The following is a 23,204-nucleotide window of genomic DNA, read 5'->3' on the forward strand; positions in this document are numbered from 1 at the left end:
AATTTAAACCCTTAAGGAAGCGCCACAGCTGAGAGAAGTATCTTAATAATATCATCAGTATTCATCTCCTCAACCTCTGCCTCATAAGATGGAGTAATTCTATGTCTTAACACATTATAAGCTACCGCCTTAACATCTTCAGGAAGAACAAACAATCGCCCCTCATACAGGGCATTCACACGAGCACATTTGAGCAAACTAAGTGATGCCCTAGGAGATGCTCCAAATTCAATATATTTAGTAAATGGATAAGTTTTTTTATCATTTTCACGAGAAGCTGCTATTAAAGTAACGATATAAAGCATTATCTTATCATCTACCTTAACCTTACCAATTGTACGCTTAAGATCTGCTAAAGAATAAGCATTCATTATTTTTGCAACTTTAATATTCTCAAGTCCGCCATCAACTGAGAATATTTTAAGAAGCTTAATTTCATCTTGAATAGAAGGATATTTCACATTAACTTTTAACAAAAATCTATCAAGTTGAGCTTCTGGCAAATTATAAGTCCCCTCTTGTTCAATTGGATTTTGTGTTGCAAGAACAAAGAATGGATCGGGCAGCTTATGTGTCTCATCGCCAAGAGTTACTTGACGCTCACTCATTGCCTCAAGAAGTGCTGATTGAACCTTTGCAGGTGCTCTATTAATTTCATCTGCTAAAATAATATTTGAAAATACAGGCCCCTTTCTAACCTTAAAAGTCCCTGTCGTACTCTTATATACCATATTACCTGTAAGATCAGAAGGCAAAAGGTCCGGGGTAAATTGCACTCTCTTAAACCCAAGATCAAGAACATCTGAAACTGTTTGAATCGTCAATGTTTTAGCAAGTCCTGGTACACCTTCAAGCAAAACATGTCCTTCAGTCAAAATTCCCATCAAAATAGCATCTATCATTTCTCTTTGACCAAGGATTCTACTTGCGACTTCTCTTCTAAACTTATTTATTAAACCTAATGCATTCTCTACTTCAGAATCTATTTGAAAACTACTTTTCATACCACCCCTATCGTACTAAAATTTTTCATCAAAAATAAAATATAAACGATAAAACGAAAAAATAAAATCACTACTTATAAAGCAAAAGAAAATTTCTCTCTTTACCATCATTCATTGTTGATGATTTTATTTCTATTTTGTTAAACAAGCTTTCAATATGACTAACTTCAAACTTAATCTTATTTAATTTACCCTTATAAGCCACAATCAAACCTCCATCTTTTAAAATCAATTTCAAAATTCTTGCATATTCTCTTATATCCCTAAAAGCCCTGATTGTAATAAATTCGTATTTATTTTGCTCTTTATCAACATCACGTTCTAATACCTCAATATTATCTAAACCAAGTTCCAAACTAATCATCCTTAAAAAAGTAGCCTTCTTATTGCTACGTTCAAGAAGAATATACTTTCTAAAGTTATCAAAAAGAGCCAAAACAATCCCTGGAAATCCAGCTCCACTACCTACATCAAGTACTTGCCGTGGATTCTTATCTTTGATAATAGGTAATCCAGCTACAGAATCTAGAACATGTAAAAGCACTGCATCAAAATTTCGATCATTATTTGACACCAAGTTAAACCTAGTACCAAATAACAAAACTTTTTCTATATAAAATCTTAATTTATCAATGCTTTTTGAAGTAAAAGACACTCCTAAACTTTTCAAAGAAAGTTCAAAATCATTCATCATAAAGCCAAATTAAGCACTACCTTATTTTTAGGACTTGAAAAATATATAAGTAAAACTTGAATATCCGTATTTCTAACACCAGAAATCCTACTTGCCTGAGCAAGATTAGCTGGCTGAATTTTAACAAACTTTTCCCTAGCCTCTCTGGACAAACCATCAATTTCATAATCGAAATCAAGGGGTAATTTAATAAGCTCAAGGTTATTCATTTTCCTAATTAAATCTTTTTGTCTATTAATGTAGCCTTCATACTTAATATCTAATTCAACCTGTTCAAGAATCACTTTTGAAGCATTCAACTTAGGATCTATATCAATAAGATCACTTAAATTGATATACGGATCTTTTATAATATGATAAAAATCTTTACTAATATGTTTCTTTAACTGTAAAGTACTAGCTTCCCTTTCCTTAAGACGCCTCTGCCTCAAAAGTTCCTTAATTTCTTCTACTTGCTTCTCCTTGAAAAAATATCTAGAATATTTTTCCTCACTAACCAGCCCAACTTCATATCCCCATTTAATCAACCTCTTATCACTAGTATCATGTCTTAAATTAAGCCTATGTTCAGCCCTTGAGGTAAACATTCTATAAGGTTCCTTAGTACCCTTAGTAACAAGATCATCAATAAGCACCCCAATATAAGAACTTGTTCTTGGCAGTATCATTGGATCTTTCCCCTGCAACTTAAGTGCTGCATTAATTCCTGCCATCAATCCTTGAGCCGCGGCTTCCTCATATCCTGAGGATCCATTAGTTTGTCCTGCAACAAAAAGTCCCTTAACCCTTTTAGTCTCAAGGCTCGCATATAATTCAATAGGATTAATATAATCATACTCAACAGCATATCCAGGTCTTGTAATAACTGCATTTTCAAGTCCATCAATACTATTGATCAATCTTTTTTGAACATCCTCGGGTAAAGATGAACTTAGACCATTAAGATACATCTCTTCAGTACTTAAGCCTTCAGGTTCAATAAATATTTGATGTTTATCTTTATCTTTGAATTTTACTATCTTATCTTCAATTGAAGGACAATATCTTGGACCATTCCCAATAATTTCACCGGAATAAAGCGGAGAGAGATGCATATTGTCACTAATTATTGCATGGGTTTTTTTATTTGTATAAGTAATGTAACAAGAAAGTTGAACCTTATCTATCTTAGTATTTGAAAAAGAAAAAGGAATGATATCAGAATCTCCAAATTGAATTTCTGTTTTTGCAAAATTTATACTCTTTCTATGAACCCTAGCAGGAGTACCTGTCTTAAGTCTACCCATCTCAAATCCAAGTTCAAGTAAAATTTTTTCAAGACCATAAGCAGCAGGCTCAGAAATCCTCCCCATACAAGCTCTATATTCACCAATAAATATTTTACCTCTAAGAAAAGTTCCGGTTGTAAGAACAACAACACGAGATGTAAATTTATTACCCCTCTCTGTAACAACACCTTCGATTCTATTCCTCATAGAATTAAGCAAAAAGTCACTAACGGTATCTTGAAAAAGATCAAGATTGATTTGCCTTTCCAATGTTTCTTTTGCCTTAACCTGATACACTAATTTATCAGCCTGAGCACGTGGGGCCTGAACAGCAGGCCCTCTACTTTTATTTAAAATTCTAAATTGAATCATACTAAAGTCAACAAGGCATCCCATCTCTCCTCCAAGAGCATCAATTTCACGCACCATATTTCCCTTAGCAAGTCCACCAATAGCAGGATTACAAGAAAGTTTACCAATCGTATCTAAATTTTGAGTAATTAGAAGCGTCTTAAAATTTAATCTTGAAAGAGCTAAGGATGCTTCAATACCAGCATGTCCACCTCCAATTACAATAGCATCGAAATCCATATCTATATCTATTTTCCTAAACAAAAATTCTTAAACATATTGTTAAGTACATCTTCACTAGTAACCTCACCCGTTATTTCGCCTAAAAAATTAAGAACTTCATAAACATCAAATGCCAACATATCATAGCTTATATCTTTTTCTATCTTATTTAACAACTCAATAATTAAAGTATAAGCTTTTTTTAAAAGTTCTGCTTGGCGACTTGATGATACGATAACATCATAAGCATCAATATCAATGTAATCAAAGCATGTCAATGACCTTATCTTATCATAAAGAGAATCTATGCCAAATAAAGTCTTAGTACTAATCTTTACTAAATTTGATGAATTTATATTACCTGAATTAAAAAATTCAACTGTTTGTCTATTTGGTTCTAAATCCATCTTATTTAAAACAAAAATCACTTTAGAATGTCCCTTATAAGAATCAATAAATTTTAAATCGTCATTTGTTAATCTTGCACTCAAATCAATAACATAAAGAACTAAAGATGCTTCCTTAATTAAAGAATTACTTTTAACAATACCCAACTGTTCAACAAAATCAGTAGTCTCCCTAAGTCCTGCTGTATCAAAAACGTTAAATAAAATACCATCAAATTCAAAACTTGCTTGAATGTAATCTCTTGTAGTGCCAGCATAAGAGGAAACTATAGCCCTATCTTCCTTTAGTAACAAATTAAAAAGAGAAGATTTGCCAACATTAACAGAACCGGCCAAAACCAATGCAATTCCATAATCCAATTTCCTTGCGGTATTATAAGAATCAACCAATCTCTTAAGTTCATCTCTGCTTTTTGAAATAATCTCAAAAGGAATGGCAACCTCATATTCACTTGTTTCATAATCAAGATGAACACTAAGTGCTGAGAGAAAATTTAAAATATCTTTCTTGATCAAATCTATTTTAGCAAACAAAGAACCTGAAAGTTTGTTAACAGCAAGAGAATGGGTCTTATTAGTTTTAGCAGAAATTAACTCATTTACTGCCTCTGCTTTAGTAAGATCAAGTTTTCCAGCCAAAAAAGCACGAAGAGTAAATTCACCAGGCTCAGCCATTCTAAATCCCACTTTCAAAAAACAGCCTATAATTCTCTTTATACCAATAGGGGAGCCATGGGCCATAACCTCTATTGAATTTTGACCTGTAAAACTCTTTGGGGCTCTATAAATACAAACAACAACTTCGTCCAATTTTTCGCAAATTTCTTTATCTATTAAATATCCATAATGAATGGTATGGCCAGACGCCTCAAGCAGTCGCTTAGGATCTGAAAACATTTTGGAAAATTTTTCAATTGAAGAAATCCCACTACTACGAATCACACACAAAGCACTACTAAGTAAAGGGGTAGCAAGTGCAACAATATCATCCTCTCTTTGAAAAAGATTGCTCATAGACTGTAAAAATTATAACATAGAATAAATGGCAAAGACCAAAAATAAAAGAAAAAATTCAAAAATACAATACATAAGATAAATGACCTAAATTTGTAAATATTATGAATTTCACTTATAATTTATTTCATAAAGATGAAAACCAAATTAGAAACCGAACTGAAAAATACTTTACAAGAAGAAGTTCTTTTAGTAGAAGATATATATAATATGTACCTAAATATAAAAAGATATCTTGATGAAAAAAACGAAAAGATGTTTAAGGAAGCAATAAACAAAACAAACATTTATCTTCACAAATTTAAAGATATAGAGCACAAGAGAGATGAACTTTGGAAAAATTTTACAGATCTTGAAAAATTTGAATCAACTTACATGGCTATAGAAAAACTATGTTTGGTTTATAAAAAAGAGATATATAATTATTTTCATCGATTAAGAATAGGGATATTGAATATCCAAAACTTAAATTACTTAATATCAAGCTACACAGAAACATCTCTTGGTATTTTAGATCTAATATTTAAAGATGCTCAAGAAAGTGTAGACAATATAACTTATAAAAATCCTTATGGACCAAAAAGCGGAAGCTTAAATGAAACATCCGTTTTAATAAACAAAAAACTTTAACTACTTAAGGAGTTTTAAATGGATTCAACATTTTCAGGAATAGAAATTGGGAAGAAAAGTTTATTTGCACACAAAGATGCTATGAACACAATTGGACATAATCTAACTAACACGTCAAAACCCGGTTATTCAAGACAAAGAGTTATAATGAAAACTGAAATACCAATTTATGCTCCTCAATTAAATAGAGCAAACAAAGTTGGTCAACTAGGTCAAGGAATAATGGTTCAATCTATAGAGCGAGTAAGAGACGACTTGCTTGATATAAAAATAGCTGAAGAATCACATCGACTTGGCTATTGGAGTTCAAAAGACAAATTTATCTCTCTGCTTGAGAATGTATATAATGAACCAGAAGAACAATCAATCAGAAAAAGATTAAATGATTTTTGGGATAGCTGGCAAGATTTATCAAAACAGCCCCAAGGACTAGCTGAAAGAAATATTATACTAGAACGCGGACAATCTTTTGCAGAAGTAGTAAGCAACAGATTTCATTCTCTTAAGCGAATATACACAATGGCAAATGATGAAGTAAAAATCACTACTGAAGAGATAAATAACTACCTTAGGAATATCAGTGATCTTAATAGGCAAATTGCAAAAGCAATCGCCATGAAAGATCAGCCAAATGATTTAATGGATGAACGAGATTTAATAGTTGATAAACTAAGCAATTTAATTAGTATCTCCATAGAAAATAAGCGAGACCCTAATGAATTTTTAATTTATGTAGAGGGGAAACATCTCATTCAAGGTGCAATTGCAAATGAATTTATATTGGAAGCAGCCAATGGCCCTACAGGAACTAAATGGAATGTTTTATGGAATAATGGAGAACCGGCTAATATTAATACGGGAAAATTAGGGGCTCTTATTAATGTAAGAGATAACGAAATTAAAAACGAAATTAATGAAATAGATAACATGGCAATTAATATCACAGAGCTTGTAAATGAAGTTCATGTGTCAGGACACGGTCTTGATCAAAAAAACGGAAGAATTTTCTTCGACCAAGAATACAAGCTAACCGATGAGCGTGGACGATATGACAGCAATGGAGATGGTCAATTTGATTCTGTTCATATATTTAAAATAAATAGTACAAATGAAATTTTTCCAGAAGAAAATCTAGGATTTTCAGGAATACTCAAATTTCAAGCAATCAATAAAAATGATTTTATAGAAATACCCTACAATACAACAGATACCGTTCAAGACGTAATAAATAAAATAAATAACTCCAACTCACAAGTCACTGCAAGAATTAATGCAGAAGGAAAATTTGAAATTAAGGCAATCAAAGAAGAAGAAAACGACAGTGCTATTTTTAGAATTAGATATATTGAAGATTCTGGACTATTTTTAACAACTTACACAGGCATTTTAAATGCATCGGGAACTGAGGGTGCTTATAACTATCAAGACGTTAATACTACTAACCAACTAATAAATACAGTTAGCTACTCAATAGCTCCTCTCAAAAATCCAGCTGCATGGCTTAAAGTATCTAGAGAAATTGCAGAAGATCCATCAAAGATTGCATCGGGAATTAAAACTCCAACAAACAACGCTCCTATTGGAGATAATAAGGCAGCATTACGTATTGCATCTTTTGTAAACTCACAAATCATGATTGGAAAGAATGCAACACTAAATGACTACTTCGCAAACACGGCTTCTAATATTGCAATCAAAGGACAAACAGCAGAAATTACAAAAAATAGTCAAGAACAAATACTTAAAAATTTAACTGATTTAAGACTATCAATATCTGGTGTAAATAAAGATGAAGAATTAGCAAACATGATAGAATTTCAACAATCATTTATTGCCGCAAGCAAATTCATCACCGTTTCTGCAGAATTAATAGATACAATCATAAATAAAATGGGAGTATAATATATGATAAACAGAGTAAGTCATCCTTTGACATATGATAACTTAAAAACATCTTCAACAGACAAAGAAGTAAAAATAACAAAACTTTTAGGAAGCCTATACCAAGGTGGCAAAAGAATTACGAATTTGCGAGATGATCCAACAGGTGTCACTCATGCAATAAGATTAGACAGTGATATATTTAAGCTTAATACCTATGTTAAAAATATCAACAGCGCCAAAGGAAAATTAAGATATATGGAAGGGTATTTACAATCGCTTGCAAATATTCTAACTCGTGCAAAAGAAATAACTGTCCAAGGTGCAAGCGGTACATACAAAACTGATGATAAAAAGATAATAGCAAAAGAAATAAATGCAATACTTGAAGATGTCCTTGCAATAGCAAATGTAAAAGGAGCAGATGGATACAGCATATTTGCAGGCACTAAAATTGATAATGAAGCATTCAAAGTAATTAGAGAAAACAGGATAAACAAACTAACTCAAGACAAAGCAGAAACTCAAATAGTAAGAATAGACTACAATGGAAATCAAGCAGAACAAACAACTGAAATATATAATGGAATTTATATCCCAACTAACTATCCTGGAAGCGAAATATTTTTTTCTCACAATCATTACATAACATCATCAAAAAATGTTAATGGATTTATTGTCAAGGAAAACACAAAAATTTATATTGATAACATTGAAATAGCATTAACAGCAGGGGATACCGCTGCCGACATTATTGCCAAAATAAATGAATCATCTGCTCCTGTTGAAGCTACTCTTGATCGTATTTTAAATTCAATGGTCATACAAACAACAATACCTCACCAAATATGGATCACAGAAGAGGAAGGTTCAACGGTACTAAAAGAGCTAGGTATTCTGACCCAAAATAATGAGACCAAAGAACCTCCTTATAATATTGCAAACAATACTGAGGTTAGAAATAGAACAATTTTTGATAGCTTAATTGAGTTAAGAGATAATCTAGAAGAAAATAGAGAAGAAATCATTGGAAGCAGAGGCTTAGCAGAAATTGATGCAAGTTTAAATAAAATTTTTGCAACATTAGCTGATCTTGGCACTAAAGAAAATAGGCTTGATCGAAGTTATGAAAGGATAAGTAAAGAAATAATGGATATGAAAGATGATATGGTTAAATATACCGATCTTGATGTCACAAAAGCAATAACGGAGCTTAACATGACAAGTTTAGCTTATCAAGTATCTTTAGGGGTTTCCGCAAGGATCATGCAAACAACATTATTAGATTTTCTAAAATAAAATGAAAAACGAAATTAGTATAAAATTTAACTTTCCTGAAGGGATACTGGGATTTGAAGAGATTAAAGAATTTATCATCAAAGATTCTGAACACAAACCTTTCTCTATAATGCAATCGATAAACGGAGAAATAAATTTTTTAGTAACATCGCCCTTTAATTTTTTAGAAAAATATTTACCAAATATAGAGGAAGAAGATTGGTTAGATATCCAAACAGAAAATGAAGACGAAAAAGTCATACTATGTATAATTAACATGCATGTAAAAAACTATAAAGAAATAACGGCTAATTTAAAAGCCCCAATCATATTAAACAAAAAGAAATTAATTGGAAAACAAGCCATATCTACAAATGAAGAGCATTATCTTAGATATAGAGTCTTTAAGGAATAAATATGCTAGTATTATCAAGAAAAGCAAACGAAAGCATAAAAATAGACTCTAACATTGAAATTTCAATATTAGAAATAAAAAAAGATAGTGTTAAAATAGCTATAAAAGCCCCTGCAAATATCAAAATACTTAGATCTGAAATCTATGACATCATCAAAGAAGAAAACAAAAAATCAATCCTACAAGACAAGAATAATATACATAAAATTAAAAATTTATTTGATTATCTTAGTAAATAAGATTTAATTTCTGCATCACTCAGTCTTACATAAAAAGGTCCTGACAAAATATCATCTCCCTGCCTGTTTTCTACATACTTAAACTTGCCAAGCTCTGTCAAAACTGAACCAAAAGAATCCATATCAATGATAATCTCAAACTTATTTTTTAGTTTTTCATAAATAAATTCAATACCATTACCCACAATAACAAATTTTAAGTCAAGACTATCTAAATATTCAAATAACTCTGATTCAGAAAAACAAAAAATTTTCCCGCAGAATTTAGAATTCTTATAACATCCAAGGAAATATTTACCCGCTGTAAAACTTAAAGTTAGCGTATCTGCGCTTGTATTAACCAATTTCGCAAAAACATCAAAAGTAGGTACATTAACAAAAGGAATTGAAAGACCTAAAGAAAGCCCCTTAATAAAACTTAAACTAATTCTCAAACCTGTAAAAGAACCAGGACCAGAAGAATTAATAAGTAAATCAAGTTTCTTTAGATCAATACCATACTCTAATACAAAATCATTAAATAATTTTGGAATACTAAGAGTATAATTAATATTATCTTTACTCTTAATTATAGAGAAGACCTCACCATTAATTTCAAAATGAATCAATAAAGTTTTATGTGAATATTCAATTGCAAGGGTATTCATCGCTAAATTCTAAAATCCTACTAGTATTTTTTATTTTAAATGTTAAAAACATTAATCTATTCTTTGGCAAAACATCAATAATTATCTCTGGCCACTCAATAGCTATTATAGCTGACATATCTAAGAGAAGCTCCATTCCACCAATAAGTTGAAACTCATCTAAAATATTTAAACGATACAAATCAATATGATAAAATTTAAAATCTACAAACTCATAAAAATTAACAATATTATAAGTTGGACTTGTAAAGTAAGAAATGCCAAGATTTAAAGCCAAACCTTTTAAAAAGGTTGTCTTCCCAGTTCCCATATCACCACAAAGACCAAATATCTTACCAATAGGCAAGGGATTAAAAAAAGATTTAGAAAAGTTTATCATTTCCTTTTCTGTTTCAAAAGATAATGTCAAGGAAGCTCACCTTTTATATCAAGATCAATAACATGCCTCTTGATTGCAACCATTAAACTAAGAACAGGGTAATTTAAAGGGTCTACAAAATCAATAGTGATATGTTTCTCACCTAAAGGAGTTACTTCTATTGTAAACTTCACTTGCTTAGTCTCACTAGAGCCCTTATATTCATAAAAAGCGTCAGCAAAATATACTCTCCTATAATATATATGACTATCTTGCTTGCTGATATTATCAAGAGAAATAAATTTCACAAATAGTATTCCTTTAAATAAAATCCCGAGAAGCCAACATAGGAATATTTTCATTTAGCGCTATTTTCAAAGATGGGACTTTCATTTTTAACTTTTAATCCGCCTATGCAACTATCCGTTAAAAAAATACTTAAATCCCCAAATTTAGTGAGATGTCGCAAAAAATAACTCTAATCCCTATAATTAAACTTCCCAGGAAGTTTTTAATTTTTTATTTCATAAACAATTTTTTTAAAAGTTTCAATATCCTCAATTGCTAAATTAGATAAGATTTTTCTATTAAGCTTAATATTAGACTTTTTCAAACTTTCAAAAAATTTTGAATAGTTAATTCCCATACCCGTTAAAGCAGCAGAAATTCTTACAATCCATAAACTTCTAAAATCCCTCTTACGAGTCTTTCTATCTCTTGTAGCATACATCATGCCTTTACGAAGAGTATCTTTGGCTTTCTTATAATTACTTTTCTTAGTACCCCAAAAACCCTTAGTTTTCTTTAAGATCTTCTTTCGTCTTGCAACGTGAACTATCCCGTTCTTAACTCTAGCCATATAATCTCCTTAAATCAATATTTAAGCATAAGGCAATAAGGTTTTGATTCTCTTAACCTCAAAACTTGAAACCAAACCTGACTTACCCAACTTCCTTCTTCTCTTTGAAGACTTTTTTGTCAAAATATGTCTTAAATTTTGCTTCTTATATTTAATTTTACCTTTTGAAGTAAAAGCATATCTTTTTTTTGCACTTTTACATGTTTTCATTTTTGACATTTACATCTCCTTATCACTACTTCTTAGATTTAGGTGCAATAATTAAAAACATTGTTTTCCCCTCCATCTTAGCTGGAGACTCTAAAACATAATTAGACTCACCTACCCTTTCAAGAATACTCTCTAAAATTCCATAGCCCAAATGAGTATGAGCGAGTTCACGTCCTCTAAATCTTATAGTAACTTTTACCTTATTACCCTCTTTGAGAAATCCTAAAATATTTCTATACTTAAAATCAAGATCATGAGTATCTATCTTTGGCTGCATCCTAACTTCTTTAAGCTTAATTATTTTTTGATTTCTTTTTTGCTCTTTTTGACGCTTTTCCTGATGAAATTTATATTTCCCATAATCAATTATCTTGCAAACAGGAGGCACTGAATTTGGAGAAATCTCAACCAAATCAAGCTCAGCATCCCTAGCACATTTAATAGCATCTTCAATTGGCAAAACAGATTGAGTTCCATTATCAAAAATAACCCTAACCTCACGGGCCTTAATCTTATGATTAATTCTCAATTCTTTATCACCGGATCTTGACCTATCCCTATCCTTACCGGAACTTCTATTTATCATTTAAAAATACTCACTCCTCAAACAGCATTAATCAATAACTAATTTTAATATACCTTCTCTAAAAAGTAAATTCGAACACATATCTCTTAAACACAATAATAAAAAGAATTTTGAAAACTTCTAAAAAGTAAAAATTTAATTGATTAATAAGTCATTTAAAAGTAAAATTTACTTATTATGAACATATTTTTACTAATAAGCCTACCTTTAGTTTTTAAAATATACATGATAATAAACCATCCTCAATTAAAGTTAATTAAACAAAATTATATCCATGCAACATCAATATTATTCGCAATGACCATTTTTTCTTTACTATATCTGATAGAAGAATTCATATTATATAAAAGCTTGCTCATAAATTACCAAACAAAATTCAGTTTAGCATATTCAATATTTATTAAAGAACAAATATATTACTATGTTTTTCCATTATTTATATTCACATTTTTTTTTACATTCAATCCAAACTCATTGCTTAAAAAAAATCCAATATTTTTAATATATTTTGCATTTGGATTAATACTCTCTAAAAATTTAGCACTCATCATAACAAACAGTAAAGTTTTTGGCACATATGAATATATTAAAATACCGCTTTTACATATATTAGAACTAATATTCACAGCAATTATATGCGAAAAAGGAATACGTCTTCATATAACACAAAATATAAATGGATATCAATTAATTTTTGTTCCTATCTTGATCTTAGAAGCAATTATAACATTTTTAAAAGTATTAATTTTAACTAATGCACAAATTTACGCTCTAATAACATTAATAATACTACTAGGAATCACAATCGTAAACAAGAAAGCCATTGGAACTGTAAAATAATGATACATACAATAAAGACTTTTATTATTACAATTATTTTAATTCTATGTTTTAGTTGTAAAAACAATAAAATCACAGATAAAAATTTTAGTTATATCATAATTTTTTCAGACACCACAGAGTATTTTTTCAAAATTAAAAATTCTCCATTCATACAAGATAAAACACTCTTTATCAATGAAAAAGATATCGAAATTATTAAAGACAAACTAAATAATGTAAAAAAGATACTTTTAACACATAAATCAAATAATGAAATATTTAATATTAATAAAATTAAAAAAAAAACTTTTTATCTATCCAAAGTAAAATTTTCATTAAAAAAAGCGATAGATTTTATATTCAGTGACCCCTCAATAGATTTAACAACCTCATTAATAATGAAAGACAACACACTAAATCAAACAGATTCAGAACACTTGGAAAAAAGTGCAAAAGAACAAAATATAAACATTACTACAATAAATGACAAAAATATTCTGTATTTAAAAAATTTGATTACTCCAAAAATAACAAAAGTGATCTTATTCTCAATGAGAAATAATCATGTTTTTTTAAAAAAATTATCAGAATCATCCTTTTTTAAAAAAATAGAATTCATATTGATTGGAAGTAATAAAAAAAATTTAAAAGAAATTAACACAAAATACATAATCAGTATGAATGAACTCGATTTGATTGAAATAACAAAAAAAATTAATAAAGATTTTCAATACGAATTCAACATCTATGAAAAAACAATATAAATCTAATTACAAATCAACATACATTTAACTGAATTGATAAGCAATAATTGACAAACAAAAAATACTATTATTAATGAGAGAAAATAATTGTTAAATCAAATCATTAAATAAATCCTTAAAATTATCATACAACGCAATTATAACGCTATCCACATCACAATTTTTAATTTTTGCAATCTCAAGACATGTATATCCTAAAAAACATGGAGCATTAATCTTGCCCCTTAAAGGAACTGGGGCTAAAAATGGACTGTCTGTTTCAATTAAAATATCTTCAATATTTAATTTCTTTAAAACTCCTCTTAAAGGCTCTGAATTTTTAAAAGTTAAATTACCTGCAAAAGATATCTTAAATCCAAAATCAATAAATTTTTTAGCATACTCATAATTACCTGAATAACAATGCAATATGCCTCTACTTATAAAATTGGAAGATTTAATAATATTGTAAATATCATCATAAGCCTCTCTTACATGCAAAATGACGGGCTTCTTATATTTACTAGCTAAATCTAACTGAATATTTAAAGCTTCAATCTGCTCGCTTTTATTATCTCCCTTAAGGTAATCAAGTCCAATTTCACCAACAGCAACAACGTTTTCATTTTCTAAAATACTTTCAATCAATTCAAAATCATCTCTTAAAGCCTTATTTAAAGGATGTATGCCAACTGTTAGTGAAATATTAGGATAAGTATCTAAAAGTTGCTTTCTCTCATAAAAATCACTAGGATGCAATCCAATATCAAGAAAATAAGAAAATCCATTTTTCAAACATTCATTAATAAGATAATGAATATCAATAGAATTTTTCTTAAGTTCATTAAAATGAACGTGGGTATCTATTAACTTTTTTAAAAAAATAGATCTTTCAAAATTAAGATTCATGCATCCATCTTTTTTTTAAGGTTATTAATGTAGTCAATAATGGTAACATTCTTCATTCCAAGTTGCAAGAAACTTGACAAAATATCTACAGCACTTTCAATTTGCCCTAATGCCTCATAACATTCAGCAGCATTTACATACAATATTGAGTTCTTAGGATTGGTTTTTATCAGATTTTTAATAGCTGACAATGCCTCTTCATACTGCCCCTGCTCCTTTTGAAGTAGTGCAAGACCAAGTATAGCAAACATGTCAAAATCAACATCAAGAGCTTTTTTATAATAAATCTGTGAATTCTCATACTCTTTCAAGTATCGGTAAGTATCACCTACTCTTGTTAAAACCAGATTATTCTTTGGATCCTTATCTATTATTGTAAGCCAATATTTTAAGGCTTCATGATACTCTTTACTTCCTCTATAGCAATCAGCAAGTCCAAAAATAGCATAAAAATTATTCGGAGAAATTTCCAAAGCTCTTTTGAAAAAATAAATTCCCTTACTAAATTCCTTTAATTTCCTATAACAATTTCCAATTGAAGTTAAAACACGAACATCAATCTTAACCTGATTTATTTCATACATTCTAAGCCAATATTTCAACGCTTCTTTATATTCCTTAAAGTCATAATATAAATGTCCAATACCAACAAGAGCATAATCATTATCAGGTACAAATTCTAATACTCTTAAGTACGATTGCCTAGATTTTTGAAAATTTTTTAATTTCCTATAAGAAGAAGCAACTCTTGTAAGAACCGTAATATTTTCAGGATCATATTTCAAATATTCTTCCCATACATCTGTAGCCTTCTTATAATCACCTAAACTTCTATAACAATCTCCCAATCCAAAAAGTGCATAATTATTATTTGAATGTTTAGCAAGGCATTTTTGATAATAAATTATAGCTTTATCAAAATTTCGCTTCTTCCTTTCAATGTCTCCAAGTCCAACAAGAGCATAATTATTATCATAATCCTTTTGTAAGATATCATTAAACAATGCTTCTGCTTCAGGAAGTCTCTCTTCCTTTATCAACTGATATCCCCTTTTGGATTTTTCAGTAACATCAAGAAGCTCATTATCAGAAATTTGCGAGATATCCCCAAACTCACCTAAAAGTTTCTTGTCTAACATAAATACCCCTTCTTAACTGGTTTATTAAAGACATAACATTCACTTCATATATGCTATTTAAAAAAACATATAAGTCATAATTTATATATAAACATATCAAGATATTAATAAATCTTTAATATCCAATCTCAATAAACATATTATATAAAAAATTAAAAAAATATACTTAAATTCGTAAACTTAAACTTATTTATTTAAATTGTATATAAAGCCTATAAAATAAAATTCATGACCAATTATAACAAAAAAATTCAAAAGTAGGATAAAATAATACTACTTTATTAGGAGAAAATTAAGATGTTTTTAGAAAGATTAAGTCCCATCGAAAGCAAAATAAAAATACTTGAAGAAAAATTACAAGATACAAATTTAATTAAAAACCAAAAAGAATATGCAAAAGTAATAAAAGAATATAACTATTTAGAAAAAATCAAAGAAAAAAAAGATGAATATGAAAACATAATAAGCCAAATCGATGAGAATCAAAAAATTTTGTCCGAAGAAGAAAATTTAGAAATGAAAGAATTAATAAAACAAGAATTAACTCATTTAAATCTCAAAAAAGATGAAATTGAACACACAATCAAAATATTACTCTTGCACCAAGATGAAAATGACAATAAAAATATAATTATTGAAATTAGAGCTGGAACAGGGGGAGAAGAAGCTGCACTTTTTGCACATAATCTTTACGAAATGTACACAAAATATTCTGAGAAAAAAAAATGGAAAACAGAGCTTATTAACTTTAATGAAACGGAACTTGGTGGATTTAAAGAAGTAAGCTTTGAAATAAAAGGTAAAGAGGTATTTAAAAAATTAAAACATGAAAGCGGGGTGCATAGAGTTCAAAGAGTTCCTATAACAGAATCCAATGGAAGACTTCAAACCTCAGCAGCAACCGTTGCTGTACTGCCTGAAGTTGAAGAAACCGACATTGAAATCAACGAAAAAGATTTAAGAATAGATGTTTACAGATCTTCTGGTGCTGGGGGCCAACATGTAAACACAACAGACTCTGCCGTTAGAATTACACATCTGCCTACAGGAATTGTGGTACAATGTCAAAATGAAAGAAGTCAGCACAAAAACAAAGATCAGGCTATGAAAATATTAAGAGCAAGGCTTTATAAATTTGAAGACCTCAAAAAACAAGAACAACGCTCAAATGACAGAAAGCAACAAGTAGGTTCAGGTGATAGGTCTGAAAGAATTAGAACATACAATTTTCCACAAAATAGAGTAACAGAACACAGAGCAAACATTAGTCTTTATAAACTAGAAGAAATTATGCAGGGAGAACTTGACCTTCTTCTCGACACACTAGCCCTAAAATTACAAGAACAAGCACTAAAAGACAACCCAATATAATTTATTTTAATGACAATAAACGAAGCAATAAAAAAGTCAAAACAACATAATTTAAATACTCTTGAGATTTTATTACTACTTGAAAAAATCTTAAAGAGTCGAAAAGAATTAATTCTTGCAAATATAAATAAAAATTTAACAAAACAAGAAGAACATAAATTATCGTGTCAAATAAACAGAATAAGATCAGGAACACCCATAAACTATATACTTAAAACAAAAGAATTTATGGGTATTGAGTTCTATATAAACAAACATGTACTAATTCCTAGAGAAGATACAGAATGTTTAGTAGAAGAAGCTTTAATTCAAATTAAAAAGCACAATTTAAATAAAATTTTAGACTTATGTTGCGGAAGTGGATGCATTGGCTTAACAATTGCACATTATCTTAAGTGCAAAGTAACACTATCGGATATTTCAAATAAAGCCTTAAAAGTATCATTAAAAAACACACAAAAACTAAAATTAGAAAATTATATAGAAATACAATATTCAGATCTGTTAAAATACATAAATAAAGAGTTTGAGCTAATAATCACAAATCCTCCTTATTTAAATAAAGATGAACTAAAAATAAAGGAAAAATTAATAAAAGAACCAAGAATAGCTCTTTTAGGGTTTGGAAAAGACGGACTTGAAATTCCAAAAAAAATAATAAGACAGGCAAAACATAAGCTTGCCAAAAATGGACTTTTAATAATAGAAATGGCTCCTTGGCAAACAAAATCTTTAAAAGATTTTGCAATCCAGGAAGGGTTTGACTATTTAAAAACTATATATGACATTGAAAGCAGAGAAAGAGCATTGGTCTTAAGGATAAAGAATGATACAAGTTTATGAAATTGCATACTTACTTAAAATAAATGATATCGATAAACTAAAAAACATTTTCAGAAAGACTGTCAATAATATTTATCAAGATGATATTCAAAAAAAATTAATATTTAAAGCTCTTGAAATATCAGAACAATTACACTACGGACAATATAGAGAAAGTAAAGAGCCATATGTCATCCATCCAATCATGGTTTCACTATTTCTTATAAAATTTCAACTAGACTTTAAAACAATAATAGCTGGGCTACTACACGATGTTCTTGAAGACACAAGTGTCAAAAAGGAAGAAATAATCAAAGAATTTGATCAAGAAATTTTAAGTCTAATTGATGGGGTAACCAAAATTCACGACCTACACAATAAAACAAGAGCAATAAAAGAAGCAAATACCATTTCAAAAATGTTTTTTGCAATGACTCATGATATTAGAATAATAATCATCAAGCTTGCAGATAAATTACATAATATGGCAACCCTTTCTCACTTACCTAAAAACAGGAGAGAAAGGATTGCAAGAGATTGTCTTGCCACTTATGTACCAATTGCAGAAAGACTAGGTATTTCATCTCTTAAAATATATCTTGAAGATTTATCATTAAAATATCTTTATCCAAAAGAATATAAAGAAATCAAAAATTTTTTATCCGCAACAAAAATAGAAAGGGAAAAAAAATTATATAAGGGAAAATTGATAATAGAGAAAGAACTTAAAAAAATTGGCATCGATGTCACAATCACAGTACGTTCAAAACACTTTTACTCAATATTTAGAAAAATGAAAACAAGAAATAATAATATTTCTCAAATCTTTGATACCCTGGGAATAAGAATAATTTGTAAACAACAAAAAGAATGCTACGAAATACTAGAAATTGTACATAAAGTTTGGAAACCAATACCTGGAAGACTAAAAGATTACATAGCAATCCCTAAAGAAAACAAATATCAATCCCTACATACCACTGTCAGAATACCTGAGGATAATCAATTGATAGAAATACAAATTAGAACAGAAGAAATGGATAAAATTGCCAAATATGGTGTTGCTGCTCACTGGCTTTACAAAGAACAAGTCGAATTAAAAGCTGATGATATATCATTTATCAACCGAATCAAAAAATGGCAACAAGAATCTGTTAACAAAAATCAATACTCAATGCATGACATACACAAAGAACTCTTAAACACATTTATATATGTCTATACACCAGAAGGAGAAATAGTAGAACTTCCATTTGGCTCAAACTCAATTGACTTCGCATACACAATACATACAGATATTGGGGATCAAGCACTTTATGCAAAAATTAATGGTAAAATTAGCTCACTAACCAAACCATTGAAAAATGAACAAATTGTTGAAATATTTACCTCTCCAGAGGCAAAACCTGATGTAATTTGGCTTAATAGTGTTAGAACAAAAAAAGCACGCTCAAAAATTAGATCTTGGCTTAACAAAAATGACAATACAATATTTGTAGATAATAACATAATTGCATATCTTATTGGAGAAAATAAGGAACAAAAAAGACTCTTCAGTTTGTTTAAATCTTTAACAAAATCCAAAATAAAAAGTATTACAATAGCCCCTGACTGTAATCCATTAACAGGTGAAGATATCATTGGGATAATACAAAAAGATACAATAGTAGTTCACAAAGAACATTGTAGAGAAATTGCACATCAGAAAAAAAGTCATCTTGTAGAAGTAGAATGGGAAGCAACACCAACAAGGAAAGTATATCATATCATAATATTCTTAAAAAATTTAAAAGGCCTTTTTAACTATTTAGATAATCTTTTTACAACTTTTGACGTAAGACTTATTAGTGAGAAAATAGAAGACTGCGGAAATGGACATGGAATAATTAACATAATTATCTCATCAAATGCAAAAAACGTATCAATGATTTTTACTTCACTTAAAGAAAATCCTAACGTACTCCAAATAATGCAAGTAGAAGAAGACATAAAAAATTATGATAATTAAGACATTACTCTTAATCCTAATACAAACATTAATTTCACATAAAATAATAAAAGCAGACGAAATAGAACAATGTGGCAAACAAATAAGAAAACATATCACAAAAATTAATGAACTAAACAGATCTTTAGAAAAGATAAAACGAATAGAAAATACTTATGATTACATAAAAAAATATTTTCTAGAAAATAAGATTCAACACAAAGAACACTCACTCCAAGAAATTGGATTTATTGGATACTCGCAAAAAACAATTCACGTAAAAATAAAAGGCACAGAAAAAACTAATTATAATATCATTGTCCCAATAGAAGCACAACATGATCTAAAAAACAACCTAGCAATTGCCATTGTAATAACACTAATAAATAATTTCAAGAACAAAGAGATAAAGAATAACCTAAACATTTATTTTATAGAAGACGACTCACATAAACAAATATCAACAATAAGCAGTAGATTGTTATTAAACAATAATGCACTTGATAAAAACATAAATACAATATATTTAATGCTAAATGAAGACAAAGAAAACAACTTAATAGAGTTTAAAAATCAATCAAACATAATAAATTCAAAAACAAGTTTAGGCTTTTTAGAAAATTTTATAAAAACATTTGAAAATCATAAAGTAAACTTTAACGTATCAAAAATAAATGACAAACATATCAATGGAATATACAATTTATATTTAAAAGAAGAAATTCCAATTTTAATAATAAGCAACAATAAAGAATGCTCACTCTTAAAACATGTAAAAAATAATAATCTTTGTGACATTTACAAATCAATTGAAGAGACAGTCAAAGCTAAAAAAAATAATCAAAGTGAAAATGAACTACACTATATCATTATAAATATGCCATTTAAAAAATGGATAATAAATGAAAATACACTTATCATAATAATATATGCTATTTGCAATTTCATTATATTAGTGTTCATCACAAAATTTAAAAAAACTAGTATCATACTTAGAAAAACAAAAGAAAATTACCATAAAATCATAAAACTATTTTTCATATTATTCCTAAGCACATATATTTCTACTCTAATCACAAATAAAATGTTAACAGCATATGAAAATTTCATAGACTATAAGATTATAAATCCAATATATCTAGTAAATTTTTTTCTAACATTATTTAACTTCAATATTATATCTTATTTCACATATAACTTTAAAATACATTTGAGCCTTAAAGAACTTAAATATTTAGCAATATCAATCTCTATAATTGAACTTATTATAATGTTATATATCAAAATAGAATTTATTTTAATCATAATTTTAAAAAATATACTAATATTAATCATTCCTAACAAGACAAAAATTCTAAAAAAGATAGTAATAATGCTTATTTGGATAACAAATCTCATGCTAATAACGTCAATACAAACAACCTTAATGACGACAAGACCGATTGCACTAAGCTATTTCATATCAATTTCACTTTTCTCAGCAATACTTACAAACATCGTAGAACATTTAAAACATAAAACTGAGACAATAAGACAAGAATTTACAAAATTTGAAAAGATTGAATCTATCATTCTTTTTCTAATAATCGCCATTACCATAATATCACATGACATAGAAAAAATTTCAACAATAAAAATAGATCAAATAATAAGCTTTCCAGAAAAAACCAACAAAATTAGAGTAGAATACCTACAAGACAACAGAAATACAATTCAAATTTCAACAAAAGATTTTAATTTAAGTTTAGAAAAAAATAAAAAATACGCAGAAAAGGAAATTCAAACACAAGAAAACTTAATAGATTTATTTTTTCAAAAAATAGATGTAGCTGAGAGAACTATCTATGACATTAAGATTACCACAAAAAAGATTACAAAACAAATTAATCTATTTTTAAAAAATGCATCTGAGCTTATCATATATCAAAGCAATACACCATATAAAATAGCATCCAACAATGTAATATTTACAATAAATAATATTAAATCAAATACAACAAATATAACTTTTACGGTTAAATCTCAAGAAAAAATTCAATATGATATTTTTGCTTACTCTGATATCAATACAAACTACGTAAAAATATATGATCAAAAAACAAAAAAAGAAGTTAAAAACATTAATATAGACTATTCATACGCAATAAAATATTCTGGAATACTTCCAAAATCTGCAAAATACAATCAAAATCCCTTTTTTAAACTTCAAAATGACAAGGAAATTGAAAATTTAAAAAATTTGAAACTAAATTAGTTTTCCAGCCGGTGAAAATCAATCCTCTCCTTTCTCTTTGCATAACTTTGAAAAGCTAAAGCTATCAATTTATCAACCAAAGATCCATAATCAAGACCATCATGTTCACACATCTTAGAAAACATAGAAATATCTGTAAATCCTGGAATTGTATTTATTTCATTAATATAAACTAAGTCAGTATCTTTTTCGATCAAAAAATCAATCCTTGCCATACCCCTAAGCTCCAAACATTTATAAGTAAAAAATGCATATTCTTTAATGTCTAACAAATGTTTGGTATCAAGGTGAGCAGGAATATTAAAGACAACCGAATTTCCAGGAGCAGTGGAATATTTAGCATCATAGTCATAAAATACAAAATCCTGTATAACAATTTCACCAGGAGTAAATATTTTAATCTGCTCATTTCCAATAACAGCACATTCAATCTCCCTTGCCCTCATAAATTTCTCTATAACAACTGTCAAATCATATGCAAACGCTTCTTCAATACATTTTTCAATCTGAGTCTCATTATATGCAATACTTATTCCAATTGAAGAACCTAGCATAGCCGGTTTAACAATGACAGGATAATCTAAACTTTGCTTTATGTCTTTTTTGATGCCCTCTTTATCTAAAAGATAATCATATTTTTTAAACCCAATAAAGGGTACTAAAGGAATATTAAAACTTTTAAGCAAAAGCTTACAGAAATACTTATTAATAGAAATAGCACTTCCTAAAATTCCAGAACCAACACAAGGAATATCCATAATTTTTAAAAATCCCTGAATAGCACCATCCTCACCTGTTCTCCCATGAACAATAGGAAACACAACATCAATTTTAAGATCCTTATTATTTACAAATATTCCATAACCAGGAATTAAACTAATAATAGCAGAACTATCTTTTTTAATTAATTTAGGATCATCAGGAACAGAATCTAATAGGTACCAAACCCCAGTAATTTTATCAATAAAACTTGAAAACACATTATATTTATCAAGCTTCATAAGAGCTGAATAAATTCCACAAGCAGATCTAAGAGAAATTTCATGCTCAAAAGAAACTCCTCCAAATATTAACATAAGATTTTTTTTCATCAA

The 23,204-nt window shown here is 28.7% G+C and carries 24 protein-coding genes; 11 read left to right on the forward strand and 13 right to left on the reverse strand.

From position 1 onward, the window contains the following. Positions 1 to 11: 11 nt before the first annotated feature. The 4 genes from BT0_RS00850 to mnmE all read right to left on the reverse strand — a co-directional run bounded on the left by BT0_RS00850 (position 12) and on the right by mnmE (position 4,960). Complete coding sequence (locus BT0_RS00850) at positions 12 to 1,004, reverse strand: AAA family ATPase (protein WP_011772132.1); 993 nt, start codon at positions 1,002 to 1,004, stop codon at positions 12 to 14. 70 nt (positions 1,005 to 1,074) lie between these two features. After that, a complete protein-coding gene (gene rsmG / locus BT0_RS00855) occupies positions 1,075 to 1,698 on the reverse strand; it encodes a 16S rRNA (guanine(527)-N(7))-methyltransferase RsmG (protein ID WP_011772133.1) in 624 nt (207 codons plus the stop codon). Continuing rightward, positions 1,695 to 3,557, reverse strand: a complete 1,863-nt coding sequence (mnmG, locus tag BT0_RS00860; protein ID WP_041178562.1) for a tRNA uridine-5-carboxymethylaminomethyl(34) synthesis enzyme MnmG — start codon at positions 3,555 to 3,557, stop codon at positions 1,695 to 1,697. Before mnmG ends, rsmG begins: the two co-directional genes overlap by 4 nt. Positions 3,558 to 3,565: 8 nt before the next feature. Continuing rightward, positions 3,566 to 4,960, reverse strand: a complete 1,395-nt coding sequence (gene mnmE / locus BT0_RS00865) for a tRNA uridine-5-carboxymethylaminomethyl(34) synthesis GTPase MnmE (protein WP_011772135.1) — start codon at positions 4,958 to 4,960, stop codon at positions 3,566 to 3,568. A gap of 135 nt (positions 4,961 to 5,095) precedes the next feature. On the opposite strand from mnmE, the gene BT0_RS00870 reads away from it, so the two are divergent. The 5 genes from BT0_RS00870 to csrA are packed head-to-tail and all read left to right on the forward strand — an operon-like array spanning position 5,096 to position 9,403. Beyond that, positions 5,096 to 5,590 carry a hypothetical protein gene (locus BT0_RS00870; RefSeq protein ID WP_011772136.1) on the forward strand — a complete coding sequence of 165 codons (495 nt, stop codon included), beginning with the start codon at positions 5,096 to 5,098 and terminating at the stop codon, positions 5,588 to 5,590. 18 nt (positions 5,591 to 5,608) lie between these two features. Next, entirely contained in the window at positions 5,609 to 7,492 is a 1,884-nt protein-coding gene (gene flgK, locus BT0_RS00875; RefSeq protein ID WP_011772137.1) for a flagellar hook-associated protein FlgK, read from the forward strand. Positions 7,493 to 7,495: 3 nt separating this feature from the next. Further along, a complete protein-coding gene (locus tag BT0_RS00880) occupies positions 7,496 to 8,770 on the forward strand; it encodes a flagellar hook-associated protein 3 (RefSeq protein WP_011772138.1) in 1,275 nt (424 codons plus the stop codon). Between the two features lies 1 nt (position 8,771). Further along, positions 8,772 to 9,164, forward strand: a complete 393-nt coding sequence (gene fliW, locus BT0_RS00885) for a flagellar assembly protein FliW (RefSeq protein WP_011772139.1) — start codon at positions 8,772 to 8,774, stop codon at positions 9,162 to 9,164. Positions 9,165 to 9,166: 2 nt separating this feature from the next. Further along, on the forward strand, positions 9,167 to 9,403 hold the full coding sequence (gene csrA, locus BT0_RS00890) for a carbon storage regulator CsrA (protein WP_011772140.1): 237 nt from the start codon (positions 9,167 to 9,169) through the stop codon (positions 9,401 to 9,403). Here the strand turns inward: csrA and tsaB are convergent. The 6 genes from tsaB to infC all read right to left on the reverse strand — a co-directional run bounded on the left by tsaB (position 9,388) and on the right by infC (position 12,063). Next, the gene (gene tsaB, locus BT0_RS00895; protein ID WP_011772141.1) at positions 9,388 to 10,050 is read right to left on the reverse strand and encodes a tRNA (adenosine(37)-N6)-threonylcarbamoyltransferase complex dimerization subunit type 1 TsaB; all 663 of its coding nucleotides are present in this window, start codon (positions 10,048 to 10,050) and stop codon (positions 9,388 to 9,390) included. The two genes, csrA and tsaB, sit on opposite strands and share 16 nt — an antisense overlap. After that, positions 10,031 to 10,459 (reverse strand): tRNA (adenosine(37)-N6)-threonylcarbamoyltransferase complex ATPase subunit type 1 TsaE, encoded by a 429-nt coding sequence (tsaE, locus tag BT0_RS00900; RefSeq protein WP_011772142.1) that lies wholly within the window; start codon positions 10,457 to 10,459, stop codon positions 10,031 to 10,033. The genes tsaB and tsaE overlap by 20 nt, the downstream gene beginning before the upstream one ends. Continuing rightward, the gene (locus BT0_RS00905; RefSeq protein ID WP_041178423.1) at positions 10,456 to 10,716 is read right to left on the reverse strand and encodes a hypothetical protein; all 261 of its coding nucleotides are present in this window, start codon (positions 10,714 to 10,716) and stop codon (positions 10,456 to 10,458) included. Before BT0_RS00905 ends, tsaE begins: the two co-directional genes overlap by 4 nt. Before the next feature lie 203 nt (positions 10,717 to 10,919). Beyond that, on the reverse strand, positions 10,920 to 11,267 hold the full coding sequence (rplT, locus tag BT0_RS00910) for a 50S ribosomal protein L20 (RefSeq protein ID WP_011772144.1): 348 nt from the start codon (positions 11,265 to 11,267) through the stop codon (positions 10,920 to 10,922). A 21-nt stretch (positions 11,268 to 11,288) separates the two neighbouring features. Then, on the reverse strand, positions 11,289 to 11,486 hold the full coding sequence (rpmI, locus tag BT0_RS00915; protein ID WP_011772145.1) for a 50S ribosomal protein L35: 198 nt from the start codon (positions 11,484 to 11,486) through the stop codon (positions 11,289 to 11,291). A 16-nt stretch (positions 11,487 to 11,502) separates the two neighbouring features. Further along, positions 11,503 to 12,063 (reverse strand): translation initiation factor IF-3, encoded by a 561-nt coding sequence (gene infC / locus BT0_RS00920; protein ID WP_011772146.1) that lies wholly within the window; start codon positions 12,061 to 12,063, stop codon positions 11,503 to 11,505. A 177-nt stretch (positions 12,064 to 12,240) separates the two neighbouring features. Between infC and BT0_RS00925 the strand changes: the two genes are divergently transcribed. Further along, the gene (locus BT0_RS00925) at positions 12,241 to 12,903 is read left to right on the forward strand and encodes a hypothetical protein (protein WP_011772147.1); all 663 of its coding nucleotides are present in this window, start codon (positions 12,241 to 12,243) and stop codon (positions 12,901 to 12,903) included. Next, positions 12,903 to 13,649, forward strand: coding sequence for a hypothetical protein (locus BT0_RS00930; protein ID WP_011772148.1), 747 nt, complete (start codon positions 12,903 to 12,905; stop codon positions 13,647 to 13,649). The genes BT0_RS00925 and BT0_RS00930 overlap by 1 nt, the downstream gene beginning before the upstream one ends. A gap of 90 nt (positions 13,650 to 13,739) precedes the next feature. Here the strand turns inward: BT0_RS00930 and BT0_RS00935 are convergent, their stop codons facing one another. Then, positions 13,740 to 14,537, reverse strand: a complete 798-nt coding sequence (locus tag BT0_RS00935; protein WP_011772149.1) for a TatD family hydrolase — start codon at positions 14,535 to 14,537, stop codon at positions 13,740 to 13,742. Further along, on the reverse strand, positions 14,534 to 15,676 hold the full coding sequence (locus tag BT0_RS00940) for a tetratricopeptide repeat protein (protein ID WP_011772150.1): 1,143 nt from the start codon (positions 15,674 to 15,676) through the stop codon (positions 14,534 to 14,536). The genes BT0_RS00935 and BT0_RS00940 overlap by 4 nt, the downstream gene beginning before the upstream one ends. Positions 15,677 to 15,973: 297 nt before the next feature. Between BT0_RS00940 and prfA the strand changes: the two genes are divergently transcribed. From prfA to BT0_RS00960, 4 genes are read left to right on the forward strand one after another with little or no spacing between them, the layout of a single operon-like run. Continuing rightward, the gene (gene prfA, locus BT0_RS00945; protein ID WP_011772151.1) at positions 15,974 to 17,047 is read left to right on the forward strand and encodes a peptide chain release factor 1; all 1,074 of its coding nucleotides are present in this window, start codon (positions 15,974 to 15,976) and stop codon (positions 17,045 to 17,047) included. 9 nt (positions 17,048 to 17,056) lie between these two features. Further along, positions 17,057 to 17,890 (forward strand): peptide chain release factor N(5)-glutamine methyltransferase, encoded by an 834-nt coding sequence (gene prmC / locus BT0_RS00950; protein ID WP_011772152.1) that lies wholly within the window; start codon positions 17,057 to 17,059, stop codon positions 17,888 to 17,890. Continuing rightward, positions 17,874 to 19,877, forward strand: a complete 2,004-nt coding sequence (locus BT0_RS00955) for a RelA/SpoT family protein (RefSeq protein ID WP_011772153.1) — start codon at positions 17,874 to 17,876, stop codon at positions 19,875 to 19,877. Before prmC ends, BT0_RS00955 begins: the two co-directional genes overlap by 17 nt. Next, a complete protein-coding gene (locus tag BT0_RS00960) occupies positions 19,867 to 22,110 on the forward strand; it encodes a hypothetical protein (protein WP_011772154.1) in 2,244 nt (747 codons plus the stop codon). Before BT0_RS00955 ends, BT0_RS00960 begins: the two co-directional genes overlap by 11 nt. Here BT0_RS00960 and BT0_RS00965 read toward each other — a convergent pair. Continuing rightward, positions 22,107 to 23,201 (reverse strand): D-alanine--D-alanine ligase, encoded by a 1,095-nt coding sequence (locus BT0_RS00965; protein WP_041178424.1) that lies wholly within the window; start codon positions 23,199 to 23,201, stop codon positions 22,107 to 22,109. The two genes, BT0_RS00960 and BT0_RS00965, sit on opposite strands and share 4 nt — an antisense overlap. Positions 23,202 to 23,204 lie beyond the last annotated feature (3 nt).

Source organism: Borrelia turicatae 91E135 (genome assembly GCF_000012085.2).
GTDB classification, from domain to species: Bacteria; Spirochaetota; Spirochaetia; order Borreliales; family Borreliaceae; genus Borrelia; species Borrelia turicatae.

Excerpts from the sequence above, each read along its gene's own strand:
- BT0_RS00850 (WP_011772132.1), bottom strand. The coding sequence starts at position 1,004 with ATGAAAAGTAGTTTTCAAATAGATTCTGAAGTAGAGAATGCATTAGGT.
- rsmG (WP_011772133.1), bottom strand. The coding sequence starts at position 1,698 with ATGATGAATGATTTTGAACTTTCTTTGAAAAGTTTAGGAGTGTCTTTT.
- mnmG (WP_041178562.1), bottom strand. The coding sequence starts at position 3,557 with ATGGATTTCGATGCTATTGTAATTGGAGGTGGACATGCTGGTATTGAA.
- mnmE (WP_011772135.1), bottom strand. The coding sequence starts at position 4,960 with ATGAGCAATCTTTTTCAAAGAGAGGATGATATTGTTGCACTTGCTACC.
- BT0_RS00870 (WP_011772136.1), top strand. The coding sequence starts at position 5,096 with ATGAAAACCAAATTAGAAACCGAACTGAAAAATACTTTACAAGAAGAA.
- flgK (WP_011772137.1), top strand. The coding sequence starts at position 5,609 with ATGGATTCAACATTTTCAGGAATAGAAATTGGGAAGAAAAGTTTATTT.
- BT0_RS00880 (WP_011772138.1), top strand. The coding sequence starts at position 7,496 with ATGATAAACAGAGTAAGTCATCCTTTGACATATGATAACTTAAAAACA.
- fliW (WP_011772139.1), top strand. The coding sequence starts at position 8,772 with ATGAAAAACGAAATTAGTATAAAATTTAACTTTCCTGAAGGGATACTG.
- csrA (WP_011772140.1), top strand. The coding sequence starts at position 9,167 with ATGCTAGTATTATCAAGAAAAGCAAACGAAAGCATAAAAATAGACTCT.
- tsaB (WP_011772141.1), bottom strand. The coding sequence starts at position 10,050 with ATGAATACCCTTGCAATTGAATATTCACATAAAACTTTATTGATTCAT.
- rplT (WP_011772144.1), bottom strand. The coding sequence starts at position 11,267 with ATGGCTAGAGTTAAGAACGGGATAGTTCACGTTGCAAGACGAAAGAAG.
- rpmI (WP_011772145.1), bottom strand. The coding sequence starts at position 11,486 with ATGTCAAAAATGAAAACATGTAAAAGTGCAAAAAAAAGATATGCTTTT.
- infC (WP_011772146.1), bottom strand. The coding sequence starts at position 12,063 with ATGATAAATAGAAGTTCCGGTAAGGATAGGGATAGGTCAAGATCCGGT.
- BT0_RS00925 (WP_011772147.1), top strand. The coding sequence starts at position 12,241 with ATGAACATATTTTTACTAATAAGCCTACCTTTAGTTTTTAAAATATAC.
- BT0_RS00930 (WP_011772148.1), top strand. The coding sequence starts at position 12,903 with ATGATACATACAATAAAGACTTTTATTATTACAATTATTTTAATTCTA.
- BT0_RS00935 (WP_011772149.1), bottom strand. The coding sequence starts at position 14,537 with ATGAATCTTAATTTTGAAAGATCTATTTTTTTAAAAAAGTTAATAGAT.
- BT0_RS00940 (WP_011772150.1), bottom strand. The coding sequence starts at position 15,676 with ATGTTAGACAAGAAACTTTTAGGTGAGTTTGGGGATATCTCGCAAATT.
- prfA (WP_011772151.1), top strand. The coding sequence starts at position 15,974 with ATGTTTTTAGAAAGATTAAGTCCCATCGAAAGCAAAATAAAAATACTT.
- prmC (WP_011772152.1), top strand. The coding sequence starts at position 17,057 with ATGACAATAAACGAAGCAATAAAAAAGTCAAAACAACATAATTTAAAT.
- BT0_RS00955 (WP_011772153.1), top strand. The coding sequence starts at position 17,874 with ATGATACAAGTTTATGAAATTGCATACTTACTTAAAATAAATGATATC.
- BT0_RS00960 (WP_011772154.1), top strand. The coding sequence starts at position 19,867 with ATGATAATTAAGACATTACTCTTAATCCTAATACAAACATTAATTTCA.
- BT0_RS00965 (WP_041178424.1), bottom strand. The coding sequence starts at position 23,201 with ATGAAAAAAAATCTTATGTTAATATTTGGAGGAGTTTCTTTTGAGCAT.